General features: G+C 43.3%; 19 protein-coding genes and 1 other RNA gene. 13 read left to right on the plus strand and 7 right to left on the minus strand.

The features are described from left to right. Positions 1–72 precede the first annotated feature (72 nt). Positions 73–1,620, plus strand: a complete 1,548-nt coding sequence (locus ACK4EX_RS05175) for a SulP family inorganic anion transporter (RefSeq protein WP_409770439.1) — start codon at positions 73–75, stop codon at positions 1,618–1,620. Here ACK4EX_RS05175 and porQ read toward each other — a convergent pair. After that, positions 1,617–2,663, minus strand: a complete 1,047-nt coding sequence (gene porQ, locus ACK4EX_RS05180; protein ID WP_409770442.1) for a type IX secretion system protein PorQ — start codon at positions 2,661–2,663, stop codon at positions 1,617–1,619. The two genes, ACK4EX_RS05175 and porQ, sit on opposite strands and share 4 nt — an antisense overlap. Positions 2,664–2,690: 27 nt before the next feature. Next, positions 2,691–4,085: a dipeptidase gene (locus ACK4EX_RS05185; RefSeq protein ID WP_277028619.1), complete on the minus strand. Its 1,395-nt coding sequence runs from the start codon at positions 4,083–4,085 to the stop codon at positions 2,691–2,693. A gap of 128 nt (positions 4,086–4,213) precedes the next feature. On the opposite strand from ACK4EX_RS05185, the gene ACK4EX_RS05190 reads away from it, so the two are divergent. Continuing rightward, the gene (locus ACK4EX_RS05190; protein WP_409770444.1) at positions 4,214–5,599 is read left to right on the plus strand and encodes an ATP-binding protein; all 1,386 of its coding nucleotides are present in this window, start codon (positions 4,214–4,216) and stop codon (positions 5,597–5,599) included. A 36-nt stretch (positions 5,600–5,635) separates the two neighbouring features. Here ACK4EX_RS05190 and ACK4EX_RS05195 read toward each other — a convergent pair whose 3' ends face one another. Beyond that, the gene (locus ACK4EX_RS05195; protein WP_409770446.1) at positions 5,636–6,634 is read right to left on the minus strand and encodes a cytochrome-c peroxidase; all 999 of its coding nucleotides are present in this window, start codon (positions 6,632–6,634) and stop codon (positions 5,636–5,638) included. 1 nt (position 6,635) lies between these two features. After that, entirely contained in the window at positions 6,636–7,277 is a 642-nt protein-coding gene (locus tag ACK4EX_RS05200) for a 7-carboxy-7-deazaguanine synthase QueE (protein WP_277028474.1), read from the minus strand. Positions 7,278–7,392: 115 nt separating this feature from the next. Here ACK4EX_RS05200 and ACK4EX_RS05205 point away from each other — a divergent pair, with 115 nt between their 5' ends. From ACK4EX_RS05205 to ACK4EX_RS05230, 6 genes are all read left to right on the plus strand, one after another. Then, positions 7,393–8,172, plus strand: a complete 780-nt coding sequence (locus ACK4EX_RS05205) for an SRPBCC family protein (protein WP_277028475.1) — start codon at positions 7,393–7,395, stop codon at positions 8,170–8,172. After that, positions 8,169–8,780 carry a hypothetical protein gene (locus tag ACK4EX_RS05210; RefSeq protein ID WP_409770448.1) on the plus strand — a complete coding sequence of 204 codons (612 nt, stop codon included), beginning with the start codon at positions 8,169–8,171 and terminating at the stop codon, positions 8,778–8,780. The genes ACK4EX_RS05205 and ACK4EX_RS05210 overlap by 4 nt, the downstream gene beginning before the upstream one ends. A 235-nt stretch (positions 8,781–9,015) precedes the next feature. Then, positions 9,016–9,462 carry a hypothetical protein gene (locus ACK4EX_RS05215; RefSeq protein WP_409770450.1) on the plus strand — a complete coding sequence of 149 codons (447 nt, stop codon included), beginning with the start codon at positions 9,016–9,018 and terminating at the stop codon, positions 9,460–9,462. 77 nt (positions 9,463–9,539) lie between these two features. Further along, a complete protein-coding gene (locus ACK4EX_RS05220) occupies positions 9,540–11,078 on the plus strand; it encodes a T9SS type A sorting domain-containing protein (protein WP_277028479.1) in 1,539 nt (512 codons plus the stop codon). A gap of 211 nt (positions 11,079–11,289) precedes the next feature. After that, the gene (locus tag ACK4EX_RS05225; protein WP_409770452.1) at positions 11,290–11,985 is read left to right on the plus strand and encodes a hypothetical protein; all 696 of its coding nucleotides are present in this window, start codon (positions 11,290–11,292) and stop codon (positions 11,983–11,985) included. A gap of 54 nt (positions 11,986–12,039) precedes the next feature. Continuing rightward, positions 12,040–12,699: a T9SS type A sorting domain-containing protein gene (locus ACK4EX_RS05230; protein ID WP_409770455.1), complete on the plus strand. Its 660-nt coding sequence runs from the start codon at positions 12,040–12,042 to the stop codon at positions 12,697–12,699. 5 nt (positions 12,700–12,704) lie between these two features. On the opposite strand, the gene ACK4EX_RS05235 is transcribed toward ACK4EX_RS05230, so the two are convergent. The 3 genes from ACK4EX_RS05235 to glyA form a co-directional block, all read right to left on the minus strand. Then, positions 12,705–13,250, minus strand: a complete 546-nt coding sequence (locus ACK4EX_RS05235; RefSeq protein WP_277028481.1) for an AAA family ATPase — start codon at positions 13,248–13,250, stop codon at positions 12,705–12,707. Positions 13,251–13,278: 28 nt separating this feature from the next. After that, positions 13,279–13,377: signal recognition particle sRNA small type (gene ffs / locus ACK4EX_RS05240), an RNA gene on the minus strand. Between the two features lie 48 nt (positions 13,378–13,425). Continuing rightward, positions 13,426–14,709 (minus strand): serine hydroxymethyltransferase, encoded by a 1,284-nt coding sequence (gene glyA, locus ACK4EX_RS05245; protein WP_409770458.1) that lies wholly within the window; start codon positions 14,707–14,709, stop codon positions 13,426–13,428. Positions 14,710–14,759: 50 nt separating this feature from the next. Between glyA and fahA the strand changes: the two genes are divergently transcribed. Genes fahA through ACK4EX_RS05270 form a run of 5 tightly spaced genes read left to right on the plus strand, consistent with a single transcriptional unit; the run spans position 14,760 to position 18,685 of the window. Continuing rightward, the gene (gene fahA / locus ACK4EX_RS05250) at positions 14,760–16,055 is read left to right on the plus strand and encodes a fumarylacetoacetase (protein WP_409770460.1); all 1,296 of its coding nucleotides are present in this window, start codon (positions 14,760–14,762) and stop codon (positions 16,053–16,055) included. Between the two features lie 9 nt (positions 16,056–16,064). Further along, on the plus strand, positions 16,065–16,577 hold the full coding sequence (locus ACK4EX_RS05255; protein ID WP_409770463.1) for a phosphoribosyltransferase family protein: 513 nt from the start codon (positions 16,065–16,067) through the stop codon (positions 16,575–16,577). After that, complete coding sequence (locus tag ACK4EX_RS05260) at positions 16,574–17,086, plus strand: hypothetical protein (RefSeq protein ID WP_409770465.1); 513 nt, start codon at positions 16,574–16,576, stop codon at positions 17,084–17,086. The genes ACK4EX_RS05255 and ACK4EX_RS05260 overlap by 4 nt, the downstream gene beginning before the upstream one ends. Positions 17,087–17,098: 12 nt before the next feature. Next, complete coding sequence (locus tag ACK4EX_RS05265) at positions 17,099–17,560, plus strand: DUF2147 domain-containing protein (protein ID WP_409770467.1); 462 nt, start codon at positions 17,099–17,101, stop codon at positions 17,558–17,560. Between the two features lie 3 nt (positions 17,561–17,563). Further along, positions 17,564–18,685 carry a hypothetical protein gene (locus ACK4EX_RS05270; RefSeq protein ID WP_409770469.1) on the plus strand — a complete coding sequence of 374 codons (1,122 nt, stop codon included), beginning with the start codon at positions 17,564–17,566 and terminating at the stop codon, positions 18,683–18,685. Positions 18,686–19,068: the final 383 nt, after the last annotated feature.

A 19,068-nucleotide genomic window follows, 5' to 3' on the forward strand; every position in this document is an offset into this window, starting at 1 on the left:
ATCGATTTCCACTTAATTGACTAAATTCCTTTTTTTTTAATTTGGGGGCTAAAAAGGAATTTCTATAATCAATTGATTGACTGTGCGAAAACTAATCTTCTGAAAGACCTAAGGTCAGGATTTCAAATTTTTCTCTTGGCACTACCCCTTAGCCTGGGCATTGCCAGAGCCAGCGGATACCCACCTGCTATGGGCATACTCACTGCCATGATAGGCGGCATGGTTACATCGCTTTTCAGAGTTACACCCCTTGCCATCAAGGGGCCGGCGGCTGGTCTGATCACAGTAGTGGCAGCAGCTATAGCAGATTTCGGTGGCATAGACTCGGCCTGGGGTACAATCTCAGCCATTGTTTTGCTTGTGGGTGTTGCACAGATTCTTTTTGGGATTTTTAAACTCGGTAGTATAAGCGAGTATTTTCCCGAGACAGTGGTTCATGGTATGTTGGCAGCCATTGGCTTAATCATAATTCTGAAGCACATACCCATACTGCTCGGTGTGGATCCTGCCTTATATAAAAATCTCAGTCCTGTGGAGTTATTCGTGTCAATTCCTGTTTTTTTTGAAAACATTCAGATGCAAGTGGCAATCATTGGATTCCTCAGTTTGGGACTTCTGATCATTTACCCGTTTATTACAATAAAATCGATCAGGAGATTACCTGCTCCCATATGGATACTGACAGCGTCCATCGGATTGGCAATATACTGGCAGATGAAGACCAATGCATTGACCTATGAATTGGTGCACATCGGAAACTTCTGGGACTCCATCAATATCAGGCCTGATTTCACTGCAGTAAAGCAAGGGTTATTCTGGAAATATTTTATCATGTTTCTGTTTGTGAGTACGATTGAATCCTTACTTACCGTGAAAGCGCTTGAGTCAATAGATCCTAAGAAAAGAGAGGTCAATCCAGATGGGGATTTAATCGGACAGGGTGCCGGAAATATGTTTTCGGGTCTGCTCGGCGGACTGCCGATGATTTCGGAGGTTGTGCGCAGTACTTCGAATGCATCTTTTGGGGCACAGAGCAAATGGGCAAACTTTTTCCACGGTTTTTTTATGCTCCTTGTGATGCTTCTGTTTATCCCGGTCATTGAATGGATTCCGAATGCATCTCTTGCTGCTCTACTGCTCTTCGCAGGATACAACCTGGCTTCCCTAAAACACTTCATCCATGTCTATAAAATTGGAAAAGAGCAATTTGTAATTTTTTTGGTGACAATATTTTTCACCTTATATGAAGATCTGCTGGTGGGCGTGGCAGCCGGAATGCTGATTAAAGCCGCAATTGAAATGCATTATGGTCTTACATTTAAAAATCTCTTCCGTGCTGCCTATACATTGGAAAAATCCGCTACATCACTCACTATCAGGATGAAAGAAGCAGCCATATTCACTCACAGAAATGCCATTAAAAATTTGCTGGAATCAAATAAAGAATTTCCTCACCTGATCATCGATCTTTCAGCTGTAAAAATCATTGACCATTCGTTTATGGTGATGTTAGATTCTCTAAAAAAAAATAAATATGGAGATAGATTGACAATAATTGGTTTTGAAAATTTCAGAGCCCTCTCTGAGCATTCGCTTTCGACCAAAGTTTCAACGGGTTAATCAGCTTTTTCTTTTTTCTTAAAATCGCTAAACCGCGTGGTAACACTAAACAAGTTAGCCGCGCCACTCACATGATATACCCCTCTGGAATATTGTATCATAAACTTACTGACTCTGAAACCAAATCCAAACGTCAGACCGGCGGATGACCTTCGAGTATTCATTCGCAACTCTTGCTGCATGCGAAAGTTGTACCCGATAGCGACATTAAAACCTTTGGTAGGAGACAGCTCTGCCCCGAAACTGAGATGACGGAATACTTTGTTGGCCAAAGTGATGTTTTCTTCGATAAGCTGGCTGGTGATAGGATCCCTGCGAGAATTGGCGGGATTGATAAAACTGACATCGGGTCTGTGCAACTGATCAGCCGTGATGTGCCAACGAAGCGGCAGATGTCTGAACCGATTGCTCACACCGATCTGGAGGTCAAAAGGCAGGCGACCGCGCTCTGTCGTATAGGGATCCCATTGGAAGCCGGCATTTCTGATCAATAGACTCCATGTCAAAAGTTTTTCAGGTATGTGATAGGTCACCCCAAGGTCAGTAGCCAGCCCAAAGGAACTGTACTGCTCATAGGCCGAATTTATGATTTTTAAATTGGCCCCTGCATAGAGGTTTTCATAAACTTCGCGGCCATGACCAAGAGTGATGACAAGATCTGAAACATCAAATTCACCGGTCTGCACACCAAACTGATTGGCCGCCACAAATTTTCCGTACTGAAAACTGCGAATGCCCAGTGTGAAAGTACCTGCCTTATCAAAGTGATGAGCATAGTTGGCACTTCCGATGAATATATCAGCCGGAAAGCTCACTGCATTCAAGCTAAGCGAGCCATGAAGCTGAGCGTGAATCAATGCTGGATTGAGGATGGCAAAATTTACATCCGGCTCCCAGTAGGCTATGGGCAGCCGACCCATAGCCACCACTCTGGCCTCAGGGGTGATATTCAGAAACTGGTACACCTCTCGCCCACCGATCTGGCCTGAGAGCCCTGCCGATGCTAATGAAAAGAAGACCGTAAATAAATGCCTGAACTGCATCAATCTAAAAACTACAATTTTGATAGCTTATTGCGCGGCCAGCTTTGCATAGTTCTTAAAAAACAACGGAATAGTCTCAATTCCGATAAAGTAGTTGAAAAGTCCGTAGTGTTCGTTGGGTGAATGGATAGCATCGCTGTCGAGCCCGAATCCCATCAGGATTGATTTCACGCCGAGTTCACGTTCAAAGAGTGCTACGATGGGTATACTGCCACCGCTGCGTACCGGGACAGGTTTTTTACCAAAAGTCGCTTCCATCGCTGCACTGGCTGCACGGTATTCTGCACTATCCAGAGGTGAAACGTACGGATCGCCTCCATGGTGGGGCTTTACTACTACGGATACACAATCAGGGGCAATCGCTTCAAAGTGCTTTTTGAAGAGTTCGGTAATTTTTTCGGGATTCTGATTGGGCACCAATCGCATTGAAATTTTGGCAAAAGCCTTGGAAGGAATCACTGTTTTGGCGCCTTCTCCGGTATATCCGCCCCAGATGCCGTTTACATCCAAAGTAGGACGGATAGATGTGCGTTCAGGTGTGGTGTAGCCTTTTTCACCCCATGTATTTTTAAGGCCTATGGATTTTTTAAAGGCTTCATCGCTATGCGGTGCCTGAGCCATTAATTCTCTCTCCTCTGCCGAAAGCTCTACCACATCGTCATAAAAGCCCGGAATGGTAATATGGTTGTTTTCATCATGCAGGGAAGAGATCATCTTTGCGAGGATATTGATTGGATTGGGCACGGCACCGCCGTACAAACCGGAGTGCAGGTCTCGGTTTGGACCGGTCACTTCCACTTCTACATAACTCAATCCGCGCAGACCGGTGCATATAGATGGAGTATCATTGGACAGAATACCTGTGTCTGAAATAAGTATTGTATCGCACTTCAGGCGCTCACGGTTATTGACCACAAACCAACCCAAATTGGCAGAGCCCACCTCTTCTTCACCTTCAATCATAAATTTTACATTGCATGGCAAAGTATCGGTAGCAATCATGGCCTCTACGGCCTTTATATGCATGAAAAACTGCCCCTTGTCGTCACAGGCACCACGAGCAAAAATGGCTCCCTGCGGATGAATATCCGTTTTTTTAATTACCGGCTCAAAGGGGCCTGATTCCCAGAGATCCAATGGATCCGGTGGCTGCACATCGTAATGGCCGTAAACCAGTACAGTCGGCAATTTCGAATCCTTTATGTATTCTCCATAAACTACCGGATATCCAGGCGTAGAGCAAACTTCCACATCTTTTACACCGGCTTTTTTAAGAAAGTGTGCGGTAAGCTGTGCAGCCTTTTCCACATCGCTTTTGTATTTAGGGTCAGCACTCACGCTCGGTATGCGCAGCAATTCCATGAGTTCTTCTAAAAATCGATCTCTGTTGGTCTGGATATAGTTTTTAATTTCAGCGTGCATGAATGATTGATTAGGAATGTGCCAAAGATAGGGAGTACTGCATACAAGCTGCATTTTGATTAGCTTTTTTCCAGATGGGATAAATCTGGTAAGGCCTGATTCGTTACATTCGTCCAAATTTCTGCGCGATGAAACTCCGGATGCGCATAACGCTGTGGTTTACTTGTATTACGGGGATCATACTATTGATTTTTGCTGGAAGCATGTACTACAGCGCCAGTTCTACCCGCGAGAAGGAATTTTTCAACTATCTGCAAAACGAAGCCATCACCAAGTGCAATCTCCTCTACTCCGCCGGACTGGAGCCTACTACCTTGCAAAAAATCTACAAGAGCAACCGAATGCTTCAGATCGAAGCTGAAGTAGCCGTGTACGACACTTCCTTTTCGCTTTTGTACCACGACGATGTCAATATCGATTTCGTTAAAGAGACACCCGAACTACTAAAGCAAATACTTATTCTTGGAGAAGTAGGCTTCTATCAAAAGGATTGGCAGGTAATAGGGCTAAAGCATCAAATCAGTGATCAGACCTATTTAATAACAGCCGCTGCGTACGACCGATACGGATATGCCAAACTGCACAGTCTGCTGTTGACCATGATAGCTTTATCCATTCCGGCACTTGTGATGATTTATATATCCGGAATATTTCTGTCGAAAAAGGCCCTTGACCCTATCAAGGAAATCACACGGCGAGCTCGACGAATCACCGCCACAAATCTCGACCTTCGATTACCTGATTACCATACACGCGACGAGCTTTCTGAATTGGCTCAGACTTTCAACGAAATGCTCGCAAGGCTTGAAAATTCCTTTGAAGCTCAGAAGGCTTTTGTATCAAACATAGCCCATGAGCTACGAACCCCTCTTACATCCATAATTGCAGAACTCGAATACTTGCTGGCCAAACCACGCTCACCTGTAGAACTCCACAGATCCCTTCAATCTGCACTTACAGACGCACGCAGGCTGTCTCGAATGTCATCCAGTCTGCTGGATTTAGCCAGAGCCAGTTATGACCCTTCAAAAATTGCATTTAAAAATGTGCGAATCGACGAAGTACTACTCGATGCCCGTGAACTCCTGCTGAATGCAAATGCTGAATACTCCGTTGAAATTTCTTATAACCAAAACTTTACAACTGAAATGGTGGATGTGCTGACGTGCCGTGCCAATGAATATTTGCTGAAAACGGCTTTTCTGAACCTTATGGAAAATTCCTGTAAATATTCCCCGGATCATACATGTATCGTACGCATTTCGGCTGAATCAAATTCAGCAGACAAAGGAACCGGTCACGTATTGTCAATTCAATTTATAGATCATGGCCCGGGGATACCTGACGACGAAGTTGAAAAGATATTTATCCCATTTTACAGGGGCAAAAACAAGCATCTATCCAATGGATCCGGAATCGGCCTCTCATTAACCAAAAAAATAGTCGAGCTTCACAAAGGCACCATCAGTGTCGAATCCGGAGACCAGGGCAGCACCTTTACTGTGAAAATCTGAATTTGAATGTACTGGATTTCGTAAAAATTTTGGTCATTATTTCCTGACCGGCATCACAGTATCCGAGAAAGCTTTAAGTATGGCTACCAGCTGACTTTTTTCCTCATCGGTCAGCATCAGCGGACGGATCAAAGGCGACCTGGCCGGATGATTTTTTCCACCACTGTTGTAATGCTCCACTACACTTTCCAGAGTTAAAACACTGCCATCGTGCATGTAAGGTGCTGTGTAAATTAAATTTCTCAAAGTTGGTGTCTTCATTTTTCCGATATCAGCCGAATCCCTGGTTCTTCTAAAGAGTCCTACATCTTCATATTTTTCATGTAGGCCGATATTCTGAAGGGAGTAATCCGTCAGGTCAGGCCCGTTGTGACAGCTGATACAGCCGGCTTTTCCGGTAAAAAGCCTCCAACCGGATAATTCATCTTCTGTCAGAGACTTTTCGCTCAGATAATACCATGCATCCCAGCGCGAAAAACCTGAAACCAAGGTTCGCTCATAAGTGGCAATAGCCCTGCTCAGGTGATAGAAATCCACTGTATCTACGCCATAGGCTTTTTTAAATAGTTTTCGGTATTCTGAATGGGCATTTATCCGATCGATGAGCATGGGAACATTTGTGGCCATTTCTTCAGGATTTTCAAGCGGCCCAAGCATCTGTGACTCCAGTCGTGGATTTCCACCTTCCTTAAAAAAATAAGGATGCCATGCCACATTGAATAGAGTAGGCGCATTTCGGGCAGTCGTTTGACCAGCATGGCCGATGCTTTTTTCAAGTCCATCGGTAAAGGCTAATTCCGGTTTATGACACGTACCACAGCTAACTGTAGAATCGATTGATAATCCCGGGTCAAAAAACAACTTTCGTCCCAGGGCTACCCGCTCTTCCGATGGTAGGGCATCGGCCGGATAATGCACTACAGGAAAGCCCAAATGTGGCCCTCTCCAAAGAGCTGTCGCATCATCTTTCTCTCCAGAGCATGCAGCTACTATAATCGCTAAAAGATTCGCCCAAGAAACTCCCCACCATTGCATCTTATGGAATTCCTATGTATTTATGCGTTTGCAGTGAAACCCTCCACTTCGGATTTGCCATCACATACTCAGCAATGATGGGCATCACTTCCTTTCGACGGCTCCACTCCGGCTGCAGGAAGAGCGCACATTGCTTTCCTACTTTCTCAGCGTGCATTTCAGCCCACTTCAGGTCGTGGCGATTGTACACGATTACCTTTAGTTCATTAGCCAGTGCATACCACTCAGGCAGAGGAGGCTTTGTCTTTTTGGGCGAAAGGCACACCCAATCCCATGTGCCGGTGACGGGATATGAGCCTGAAGTTTCAAGGTGTATTGTTATTCCACGCTCTTTTAATGCCTTAGTCAGTGGCCCCATATTCCATGTTAAGGGTTCCCCACCAGTTACTACCACAGTAGTTGAATGTTTTGCCGAACGCTCGGCAATTTCCTCAACTGCGGTCGGCGGATGCAAAGCAGCATTCCAACTCTCTTTCACATCACACCAGTGGCAGCCCACATCGCACCCACCGATGCGCACGAAATAAGCTGCCTTGCCCGTGTGAAATCCTTCCCCCTGAATGGTGTAAAACTCCTCCATTAGAGGAACATATCGTCCATCAGCTACCAGTCTTTCATTTACTTCTTTGTCGTGCACATTCATACGCCACAAAGGTACGTTGGCTCCTTTCAGTCATTTGGGTGTATTTTTTTTGTTGATATTTTGATATTGTCCCAGGTTGGGTGCCTTATTCGCCTTGCAGGTGGGCGCATTACAAATGACTGAATTGTCTGCCCTACGGGCTAGTTCTTACAAGGCAGCTAAAGCTGACATCGTATGGAGTTGCTATCTGTACCCTTATACCACAGCACCCACCTGCTGCGGCTTATTTCTGCCATCCGTCAGGCGGCAGCAGCGTGAGAGGCTTATTGTTCATTTCCGAAAACATACGAATTCCTTACGAATGCCTCCATTTACCCGTGCCAAATTGATTTTAATCCACTTCGTGTCTTCTACAGCTATCACCAATTCTACAGCTCACCCAAACCACAATAAACAATTTTCCAATATTTTTTCTTTTAATGAAAAATCACAAAAAATTATGTACCAACTAAAAGAAGAAGTACTCATTCAAGATACTATGGACAACGTGTGGAAATTTTTTGCCACACCCTTTAATCTTCAAAGAATAACACCACCAGATATGGGCTTCGTAATCAAAACTCCTGTGCCCGATGAGATGTACGAAGGTCTCATCATCGCATACACTGTTCGTCCGCTTTTCGGCATACCCACCGAATGGGTCACCGAAATAACCCATATTCGTCGGCACGAGTTTTTTGTGGATGAGCAGCGTATTGGCCCTTATGCCATGTGGCATCACGAGCACCATTTTAAGCAAACCGACCAAGGCATTCTCGTCACTGATATCGTAAGCTATCAGCTGCCACTTGCACCTTTAGGCAACTTTTTGCACCCGGTCTTAATAAAACCTAGACTCCAAAAAATCTTTAGCTATCGCACCAAAGTTATCAAAGAAATTTTCAAAACCAAATGACATGCCTGCCACCTGAATGCGTTCTCTTTGGTGTTGATTTTGGCAGTCGGTATGCCGGCACCACTGTGATAGCAGTTTATGAACCCTTTAAAATCTATTTTCTTAGCTGTAAAAAAGAGGAAGATGCTGATGCATTTATTGAGCAGTCAGCAATTCACTTTTCACCAGATTGCATTTTTCTCGACGCGCCCCTCTCTCTACCTGGCCGGTATGTCGGTCTTGAAGGGTTCGACGATTACTTCTATCGCAAAGCAGACATCCAATGTGGAGCTATGTCGCCAATGTTTTTAGGCGGACTTACCGCCAGGGCTATAAGACTGCGCGATAAACTAGCTCTGATGGGTATTTTTGTTTTTGAAACTTATCCCAAACTCCTTGCAAGCGAACTCGACCTATTAGTTCTCGGCTATAAAAAAGATAAAACTCACCTACAGACCTGCCGTGCAAAAATTGCATCGCTCTTTAACCCTGCCATCTCTTTAAAAGAATCATCTATTGAATCTTGGCACCATTTCGACGCCCTCCTTGCTCTAATGTCGGCCATGAAATACATCTGTAAAAAAGCCAGCGCTCTAGGCGACCAGAAGGAGGGTCTTATTTTTTACTAACAAGTGTACTTTTGACCTTAAATTTCAGCAAATTCACCCCAAAATGATTCAATACCCCTTTAAATTATTGTGGACCACTACTAATTCACTTTTTTCTCAATGTTGCTTTAGCACTTTTTTTATCCTTTTCATTTCAATAAGTACATCGATTAATCATGTTGCAGCTCAATCTTCTCAAAGTTGGGTATATGAATGCCGATATTTATGCAGTTTCGATTGCAGAGGTAAGATGTTTATGGAAGGTGTTGATATTAAGTGTGCATGTGACGATTGCCAGCCTATGCTTACGCGTTATGAAGGAACCCGACTGGTTGCAATTTACGCGGGCCGACGAGCAATGGAAGAGGTTTCTAGGGCAGGACAAAATTTCTACCACTACACCGATGAGCTGAACGAATATATTGCAAAATTCTGGCCTAACGACGGCTATCAGATCACCAGAGTAGAGTATCACCTCACAACCGATGCGCGCTTTGTAAAGTACTTTATGCAAAGTCTAAGTGGTCAAAAGACGGCTGTAATTTTTATGACTGACAAACTCTCGAGTCACTATCGCCTCCGCTGCCGTGAAAACTGCCCACTTGGGCCGGAAATCACCGTCGTTGACAGAAGGCCTCAAGAACACTGTTCACAAAAGGATTGCAAGACTTTAAAAGAAAAAATCCAGTTGCAACAGTTTTAAAAGGCTACTTCGGAATGTTCTCCTAACCTAAGGCATGTCATTTGCCGTTTTATAAGTTGATAAAAAAAATGACACACATGAAAAGAATCTCTATCTTTCTTATCACAGTCTTTTATTCAATCTTTTTATTCGTATCAGGTGGTCCGATTAAAGAATACGAACTTAAAAAGAAGAAGCAACTGGAAGAACTGAGAAAGAATCCGCATCAAGAGCTTAAAAAGATGCTACGCGCTGCAAGCAGGTCTTCCTCTCTGTATCAACAAAAGCCTGCTAACGTTTTGATTCCCGATTCGATTGTCAACTATTCTTTCGATGGAACCCAGTATAATCTCATCGGCTATGAAATTCTTCAGTATTCCGCACTCCAAAAGGTGGATTTTGTAAAAACGTATGTGCAAGGCAACCTTACTCAGACCATTGATTTTCAGTATCCAGGAACACCCTTTGCTACCACAATACTTGTAAATTCGAGTCCGTCTTCGAGTTCACAGCCTAACGAAAAAATGGAATTATTCTTCGACAGTCAAAACAAGCTTATTAAAACAAAAACCTACATGTGGGTAAACAACAGCTGGCAACTATCGATGGCCGATTCTCTTCATATTATAAACAATACTGCAAACCCACCAAAGCCTCAAGAAATCAGATATTTCGTATCAGAACAAGGCGGCCCGTACAAAAATGTAATGTCGATTAAAAACATTACTTACGACGCAACTACTGGTCTTGAGAAAAACGTGACTTTTGCCATTGACCTTGCTCAATTAGGAGTGCCAATTGATTTCATCAAATATGAAAACTGTACCTGGGAGTTAGGCCATCTCGATTTACGGAGTATTTTTCTTAATTATGAGGAGTTATGCAAAAGCATATATCCAAGATATGAATTGTTTGAAACGTATAACTATGCTTACAACAATGGCCCTACCAGCTATCAAGCCAGTGAACTCGATCCGGCAACCATGCAAATGAAGCTAACAGAAAGACTTCTGCCCAGCTACAGTGGCAGTGCTATCGCCTTTTTAACCAGACAAGAGCACAACGGTACAGCATGGGATACTGTAGGCAGAATCATCCCCACTGTAAATGCCGGCAAAGTGCAAGTCATCGATTATCAAAAAAAGGTAGGCACATCATTTGTGCTCGAAAACCGCAAACTCATTTTATATGACGCTCAAGGAAATTACAGCGGTGAGTTGTACATATTCTACACCGCGCAGTCAGTAGATACCTCAGGAAACAAATACGAAAGAACTTATACTGGTGGCAAGCTTACTGAAGAGATACTCATGTTTTACACACCTGGAATAGGTTATCAACCTAGCACAAAAGATGTTTTCTTCTATAGAAGCAACATTTCAGTAAATGAGTTCAAAGACGATCAAAACTATATAAACATATATCCTAATCCAGCCTCTACAAGCATTCACCTGACCCTGCCGTTTGATGCCGAGTGGAAAATCTCTTTAACCGATTTAACCGGAAGACCATTAAAAAATGATGTTTTATCCGGCCAAATGGGAGAAATTTCACTCAACGGTCTTCCGGCAGGCACCTATATATTGACAGCAAACAGTGCAGAATACATAGCAGTTAAAAAGTTGATTGTTCGATAAGCAAACTCAAATTTATCAATTTAACCCTCCCGCTTTTATTCGGGAGGGTTTTTATTTACGCAAAAAAAAAAATCCCAAATGTCATATTATGCTTGAAGAAATTTTGTTTTTTTTGAAATAGTTAAAGCTTCAAATAATAATGTACTGCTTTTCAAAGAACTTCCTACTTCCCTTTTTAGCTATATTACCTATCTTTATTCAAAGCCAATTTTTGCAAAATTATCCAGCCCCAGTTGCTGATCATATTACAGCTAGATTTCTGGATACCAAATCGCACTTCAATGGATACCTTGCGCAAAAAAAATTAACCAATGAGCTACAAGTGCAGCTCACCCCTGATTCAATCGTTCATTTAAAATACAATCACCTGACACAATCATATAACCTCTACCGATACGATGTGTTGCATTACACCTCTGATGGTCGAATAGCATATGTTTATTCAAAACCTGATTCGGGTCAACCTCGTTCCATACATTTCTATTATTCTTCAGGAAGATATCCAGATTCATTAATCGCCTACCTCGAACCATGGCGTACACCATATCCAATGAAATATTATTTTATCACTGATCACAATAAAAACCTAACAGTAATTAAACGTTATTCGCAAAGACCTGACGGGGTATGGATTGAAGTGGAAAAAGATTCCATTTTTATTGAATATAATTTTTTACAAAAACCTGCAAAGGTTTTTAATCAAAAAGGCCAATTAGTTTTTACAAATATTCAGTATCATCCTGTCACCGGATTGCCTACTTCCGACAGACAATTGTCTGGAGCTGATGAATATGGTGAAATGGAAGATATGACATGGGAATATGGATATATCGACAGATATACTCTGGACCATAAATTTAAGTATATATGTACTCAGCTATATGACTATTATTTTAGGTTTACTTAATCGTATTATGAAGATTTAAATACAGGATTTGGACCTACAACTTATACATTTTACATGAAATTTTACTTCCTTAGTCCATTTGAGAGAGTGATACCATATTATCAAAACGGAAAACTTTTTCAGACGGAATATGAGTTTTTTAACGGAAAATGGCTAAAAATATCTAGAGGTACCTTCGTATATGAAGGTGACAGAATAAACAAAATAATCACCGAAAGTTTTAATAATTCAGATAAAAAATATACATATTCAGGTGATTTGTTTTTCTATTACGACAATTTGGGCTATTTATGCGGCCGAGTTTACGTACAAAAAGACTCGCTTTACAAAAATGGTACAGAATGGATTAGAACTATCGCGAACGATAGACTTTTGGAAGAATATGACTTGACTTATGAACAAAGTAATAACCCAAAAAGAAACAATAAAATTCTCTATTTTTATCGTGGCACTTTGAGTCAAAAAGAGGAAAATATCGTTGATAAAATTTTAATTTTTCCCAATCCAGCAAGAGATTTTTTTGAAATACAATTCCCAGTACAATCTTCTGCCAAAATAGCTATATTTGACATCACAGGTAGAGAAGTGTTGGCCATAAATACTGAACGGGTTACTGAAAGAATTTCAACCGAAACTCTGGCAAGTGGTCTCTATGTGGTAAAAGTTGATTTTTTAAATCAATATTTTACCAAAAAACTACATATTCAACGATAGTCTTTCTACTGCACTTCTTCAAGTTTTCTCAAAATAAATTCTGTCCTTTTTTCGGGCGTGTAAAAAGGAATTGACACGAGCTCGTAACCAAATTTTGTGTATGTTTCGGAAAGTAATTCATGGATGCGCACCGCAGTGGCCCAATCTTCTCTTCGTTCAGGGTCCCGGTTGTATATTTCGCGCCAAGGGGGTGCAATAAAAACAGTAGGAAAATACTTGTGTTGCAAAACCCAGGCTGTCATCTCTTCGTCGGGATTCAAATTGTCAAGAGGCAAATAGGCCAATGTATCGATCACAGATCGGTCGTAAAAGCTCAATCCATTATTCGCTGCGTGATATTGTTTAGCCCTTCTGAAAAAAACCTCGCGGGAAAAGTCCAATAAATTATCCCAGGGCAAAATATCAGAGCCAGATTGCAGACTCTGCCGAATTATCTCTCTGGAGATTTCTTCAAAAACAGGAAAACCTCTCTTTCGCAGTTGGTTTAGTATGGTGGTTTTTCCGCTCCCGGGCCCGCCGGTGATGACCACCCTTTTTGGCTCAATATGCATCTGTTTTTTAACACCCTATAATAAAAAGAAAGGGCAAGCTGACCATATCACACCGCTGCGACCCGCCACCCTTGCTTCATTCCTGACCTGGGGGATTCACGAGGAGCTGGTTGTATGGGACTTGCCCGACTGCAAAAGTAGTAATGCGCTTGGTTTAATAAAAACTTAATACCTATCAGGGCTTATGCCAGTGAAAGAGCGGAAACTCACGCATGAATTTCTTCACCTTTTTGTGAATTTCGCTGAGCATCTTGTCGTTGTCGTGGTGGCGCAAAGCCTCGTCGATCCAATGGGCAATTTTTTTGCAATCATTCTCGTCCAATCCACGAGTAGTAATAGCTGGTGTACCGATGCGAATGCCAGAAGTGATGAAGGGCGATTTGTCATCAAACGGTACCATGTTTTTGTTTACTGTGATTCCGGCTTTGCCTAAGGCAGTTTCTGCAGCTTTTCCACTGATGTTTTTGTTGCGCAAGTCAATGAGCATCAGGTGATTGTCAGTGCCACCTGAAATAACGTGATAGTCCATCTCAATCAAGGCGCTGGCCAAAGCCTTTGCATTTTTCTGTACTTGAAGAATGTAGTGCATGAAATTGTCAGTCAGTGCTTCGCCAAAAGCTACAGCTTTAGCGGCAATTACATGTTCAAGTGGTCCACCCTGAACGCCCGGAAATACGGCTGCATCGATCAGAGATGACATCATGCGAATTTCGCCTTTGGGTGTTTTAAGTCCGTAGGGATTTTCAAAGTCCCTTCCCATCAGAATTAATCCTCCGCGCGGACCGCGCAAGGTCTTATGGGTAGTGGTGGTTACAAAGTGGCAATGAGGTAGCGGATCGTTTAATACCCCTTTAGCGATCAGACCAGAAGGGTGTGAGATATCAGCTAGTAAAAAGGCACCTACTTCATCGGCAATGGCTCTGAATTTTGCGTAATCGATATCGCGGCTGTAAGCTGATGCTCCACAAATGAGGAGTTTAGGCTTTTCAGCCAATACGCGCTCACGCACTTTATCGTAGTCGATTAAACCGGTCTCTTTTTCAACACCGTAAAAAGTCGCCTGATAAAGCTTTCCACTAAAACTTACCGGGCTGCCATGTGTGAGGTGCCCCCCATGTGACAGGTCAAAGCCCATGATTTTGTCGCCAGGCTTAAGCACGGCGAGATAGACTGCAGCATTAGCTTGCGAGCCGCTGTGTGGCTGCACGCAGGCATATTCTGCCCCAAAGAGCAACTTTGCCCGATTAATGGCTTCGGTTTCTACTTCGTCCACGACCTCACATCCGCCATAGTAACGCCTTCCGGGAAAGCCCTCAGCGTATTTATTGGTCAAAACACTACCCATGGCTTTCATCACCTGCTCGCTCACAAAATTTTCAGAGGCAATGAGCTCAATTCCGTCGATTTGGCGTTTCTTTTCTCTCTTTATTAAGTCAAAAAGATAGTCGTCTTTCCACATAAATCTGATGTAGGTTTGCGTTGTAAATTTTGGTCAAATATCCAAATCAAATGCATACACGCGTAGTAAAAAACCTCAATAGCTGGATAGAAGTTTCGCCAAAACACCCCTTTCCGGTGTATAACCTGCCATATGGAATCGGGCTCTTTGAAGATGGCACGCACTCAGCCATTACTCGCATCGGCGACTTTATAGTCAACTTATCGCTGCTTTTCCAAAGTGGACTTCTGAGAGCTGATGGCCTCACGCTGAAACACTTGGCAGCCGAATATTTAAATGCTTACATTGCTTTACCGAAAGCGACCCATCTGGCTGTAAGAGAGCGGCTAATCGAACTTTTGACAGAAAAAAATGCCGGACTTTATAAACTTGACAAAGATCTGAAAGACAGCATTTTGGTGCCACATGGCAAGGTTAGATTGCTCTTACCTGTAAAACCAGGTGACTATACTGACTTTTACTCCTCTAAAGAACATGCTACCAATGTGGGCATCATGTTTCGGGGGCCCGAAAATGCACTAATGCCCAATTGGCTGCATATGCCCATCGCCTATCACGGGCGCTCATCGAGCATAGTGGTATCGGGCACTAACCTTCATCGACCATGGGGCCAAATCGTTCCACCTAATGCTGAAAATCCCATCTTTTCTCCCAGCAAACAGGTTGACTTCGAGCTTGAAGTGGCCTTTGTAACGCGTAGCGGTAAACCTTTAGGCCAGCCCATTAAAGTAAATGAAGCCGAAGACTACATTTTCGGACTTGTGCTTTTTAATGACTGGAGTGCCCGTGACATTCAGAAGTGGGAATATCAACCCTTAGGACCTTTTCTAGGAAAAAATTTCGGCTCCACCATTTCGCCCTGGATAGTGACTCTCGAAGCCCTCGAACTCTTCAGATGTGAAGGTCCTGCACCAGAAAAGGAACTACTCCCCTATTTACAAATCTCCGGAAAAAAGACTTTTGACATTCACCTGGAAGTTGATATTACTCCAAACAATGGCAGACCTACAACAGTGTGCAGAAGCAACTTTAAATACCTGTATTGGAACATAAGCCAACAACTTGCCCATCACACCGTAAATGGCTGCAACATTCAAGCGGGCGATATGATGGCTTCTGGTACAATCAGTGGACCCTCACCCGATAGCTTTGGCTCAATGCTAGAACTTGCCTGGAAGGGCACTAAACCCGTAAAGTTAGATGACGGAAGCGAGCGCACCTTTCTTCTCGACGGCGATACCGTAACCCTTCGCGGATACTGCGAAAACGATGGTCTCTACATTGGCTTCGGAGAAGCAACTACTACCATACTGCCGGCTATTGATTACTACAATTCGATCTATTAATCACTGCTCATGGAAACTCAACACTCTGAAACACCTATCTTAGAGCATTCCCGAATCTGCCACATCATCGAGCGCATGGCATGGCAGATTTTTGAAAACCACTACAAGGCTACGGAGATCTTCTTCGTTGGAATTACGCCTCGAGGCAATATCCTGAGCAACTTGCTAAAAGAGCACTTGCAAAAAATAGCTCCCCTGGCCATACACTCCTACGAACTAAGCCTCAATAAGGAAGCTCCCCACATGCATCCCATAGTTATCATTCCGTCATTACCTGATGTAAGTGGAAAGCATGTTGTACTTGTGGACGATGTACTCAACAGCGGAAGCACCATGTTTTATGCGTTTAAACCTTTTTTAAATTTCAATCCTTCCTCGCTCACTACCGTAGTTTTAGTCGATCGAAACCATAAGAGATTTCCGGTTTTTAGTGACGTTGTGGGCATTCAGTTGTCCACGTCGTTACAAGAACATGTTTTTGTAGATTTGACAGGCAATCACTATAAAGTAATTTTGAAATGAAAAGAATTTTATTTCATTCATTGCTTGCACTTTTTGCAATCGGAACTGTTCTGAGCACTTCAAGGTGTAAACAAGACCTTGAGACTGCCCAAGCCGATGTAACTGTGGAAGTTACTGCTGAAGGACCTCTTTATGAAGGGTCAAATACTTCAATAGGAGTATGGAAAGTGAACTTAGGTGAATTGTTCCCTGAGATCGATTTCTCGAAGACAAAAATCAAATCAGCGCGCATCGAAGAAGTAACCCTTGAATTCGATCCGTCTTATAAAGTAAAAGCTGCAAAGGTGGAAATCTCAGGCAGAAATGTGGACATGCAGAAAATAGCCTTTGCAAACAATATAGGCGAAAATGAATCGTCGGTAAAACTTTTGGTCGCTGAAGAACAAAAAGACATTGAAAAGTTTTTACTACTTGATGCCGTGAATGTGGTGACCGATGTGGATTTGGCAGAAGATTTGGAGTCAGACTTTTCTGCTGTTGTTAAACTTAAAGTTTCTATTAACTACTAAAACCTAAAAGTTATGAAAAAAATCCTGCTTACACTTACAATTACTTGGCTTACAGTCTGTTTTGCAAAAGCTCAAAATGTAGAAGCCGACCAGCTTGTCGGCGTATGGGAACCCTCACATGGAAAAGCCCGTATAAAAATCGAAAAAATCGGAGATAAATATTACGGTAAAATCGTATGGCTGCGCGAACCTATTGATCCGGTAACCAATCAACCAAAAGTGGACAAAAACAACCCCGACGAATCAATGCGCCAGGTGCCGCTCAAAGGTTACAGAATTCTCAAAGACTTTCAATACAGCGGTAAGGGTGAGTGGACTGACGGAACTATCTATGACCCAGAAAATGGCAATACCTATAACTGTGTGATAAAGATGCGCGATGAAAATACACTGGACATCAGAGGCTACATCGGTGTAAAAGCTTTAGGTAGAACAGATGTGTGGACCCGAGTAGCGGTGAAGAAAAAAGACTAATCTATGGCTAAGCGATTAACACACTGGACCATTTTGCTCTACCTTGCAGCGCTACCCATGATGGCGCAAGTAATTACTGAGACAAAAGAAGATGAAGAGGAAGAGGAAGACGAAGAAGACTACGGACAGGTAGAATATCTCGGTAAGCCCACCAAGACATACGCTAATGCTCGCATCTTTGGATTGTCGCCACAGCGGTTCGTTTCGCTGGGCTGGGATGTACAGCTGCCTTATGAAATGCGCTTTACAGAGTTGGGCACCTATTCCACAGATAGCACTGATCTGAACTTTGATGCAGAAAAAGGATTAGCCAACTATACCGGTGGATTTCGGCTGCAACTCATGACACCTGTTATCTCAAACAACCGGTTCTTGTGGCAGTCGATGCTAAATATGTGGGATGTACAGTACACCGCCCGCAAACGCTCACATGAAAGCTGGCGCGACTCTCTCATGCACTTGACAGATACCCTCAACAAATACGGCCTAAAAACGGCCAACTGGGTAAATACGTTTTATGTGCCCTTCGACGATAAGAACTTTATCATCGCTCAGCTACAACTCGACCTGAGTGGAAACTACGACTGGCTGAATCCGTTAGAAGGTCAATTACTGTATTCAGGAGCGATATTGTACGGCCAGCGGCCGAATGATAGAAAGCAATGGGCAGTGGGTCTGTCACGTACATACAGGGCTGGAGGCATGAACTATATTCCACTGTTGCTTTACAACTGGACCTCCCTGAGCCGCAAGTGGGGTATTGAGTTCCTGTTACCAGCGCGTGGACATGGGCGTTATACTTTCAATCCTCGCTCTATGCTGCTATTTGGCTATGAATTAGAGGGCTCAAGCTATCGAATCAGGCAGTTTAGCAACGATGAAGTCAATTTTTTGATTCGCCGTGGAGAACTGCGTTTCAGGTTGGACTATCAGCGGCAGATTGCCGGTTTCTGGTGGCTGGGCTTGCAAGCCGGCTATCGGGTGATGTACTCTTTCGATGGCGACAGATTAGAAAAGGGACAACCTGACTTTTTCAACTTGCTGCGCACACACCCCTATGCCATGCGAAACCAGACGGATGGGACTTTCTATTTTAACATTTCGATCAACTATGTAAGTCCCTAAAAATTCAATTTTTAATTACGCATGAAAAAAGCCGCCCTTGAGAAAATGGCGGCTTTTTCATTTTTTAGAAAAGACTTAGGCAAACACTATCAGAATTTAACTATATGCAAAGAGGCCAGTACTTGAGTCTGCGTGAGGGATAGTGGCGGATATGAGCCGCAGTGGGTGGGCATGCAGCACATGGGCGAGGCTGGCTGCCATGAGGGCAGACAACGCAGCCCATACAAAATAAGCGAGCGCTGATTTAATAGTCAACCCCAGAAGAATAACTATGTGGCATATGTAGGGCAGGCTTGTTGTGCTGCGCCCACGCACAAGGCGAATATGAGCCACTAGCCCGACCGAAGCAGTTGCCCAATTGGGCAACCTGCGGAGGGCACGCC

Origin of the sequence: Thermaurantimonas sp. (assembly GCF_046299575.1) — a bacterium.
In the GTDB taxonomy this organism is placed as follows: Bacteria; Bacteroidota; Bacteroidia; order Flavobacteriales; family Schleiferiaceae; genus Thermaurantimonas.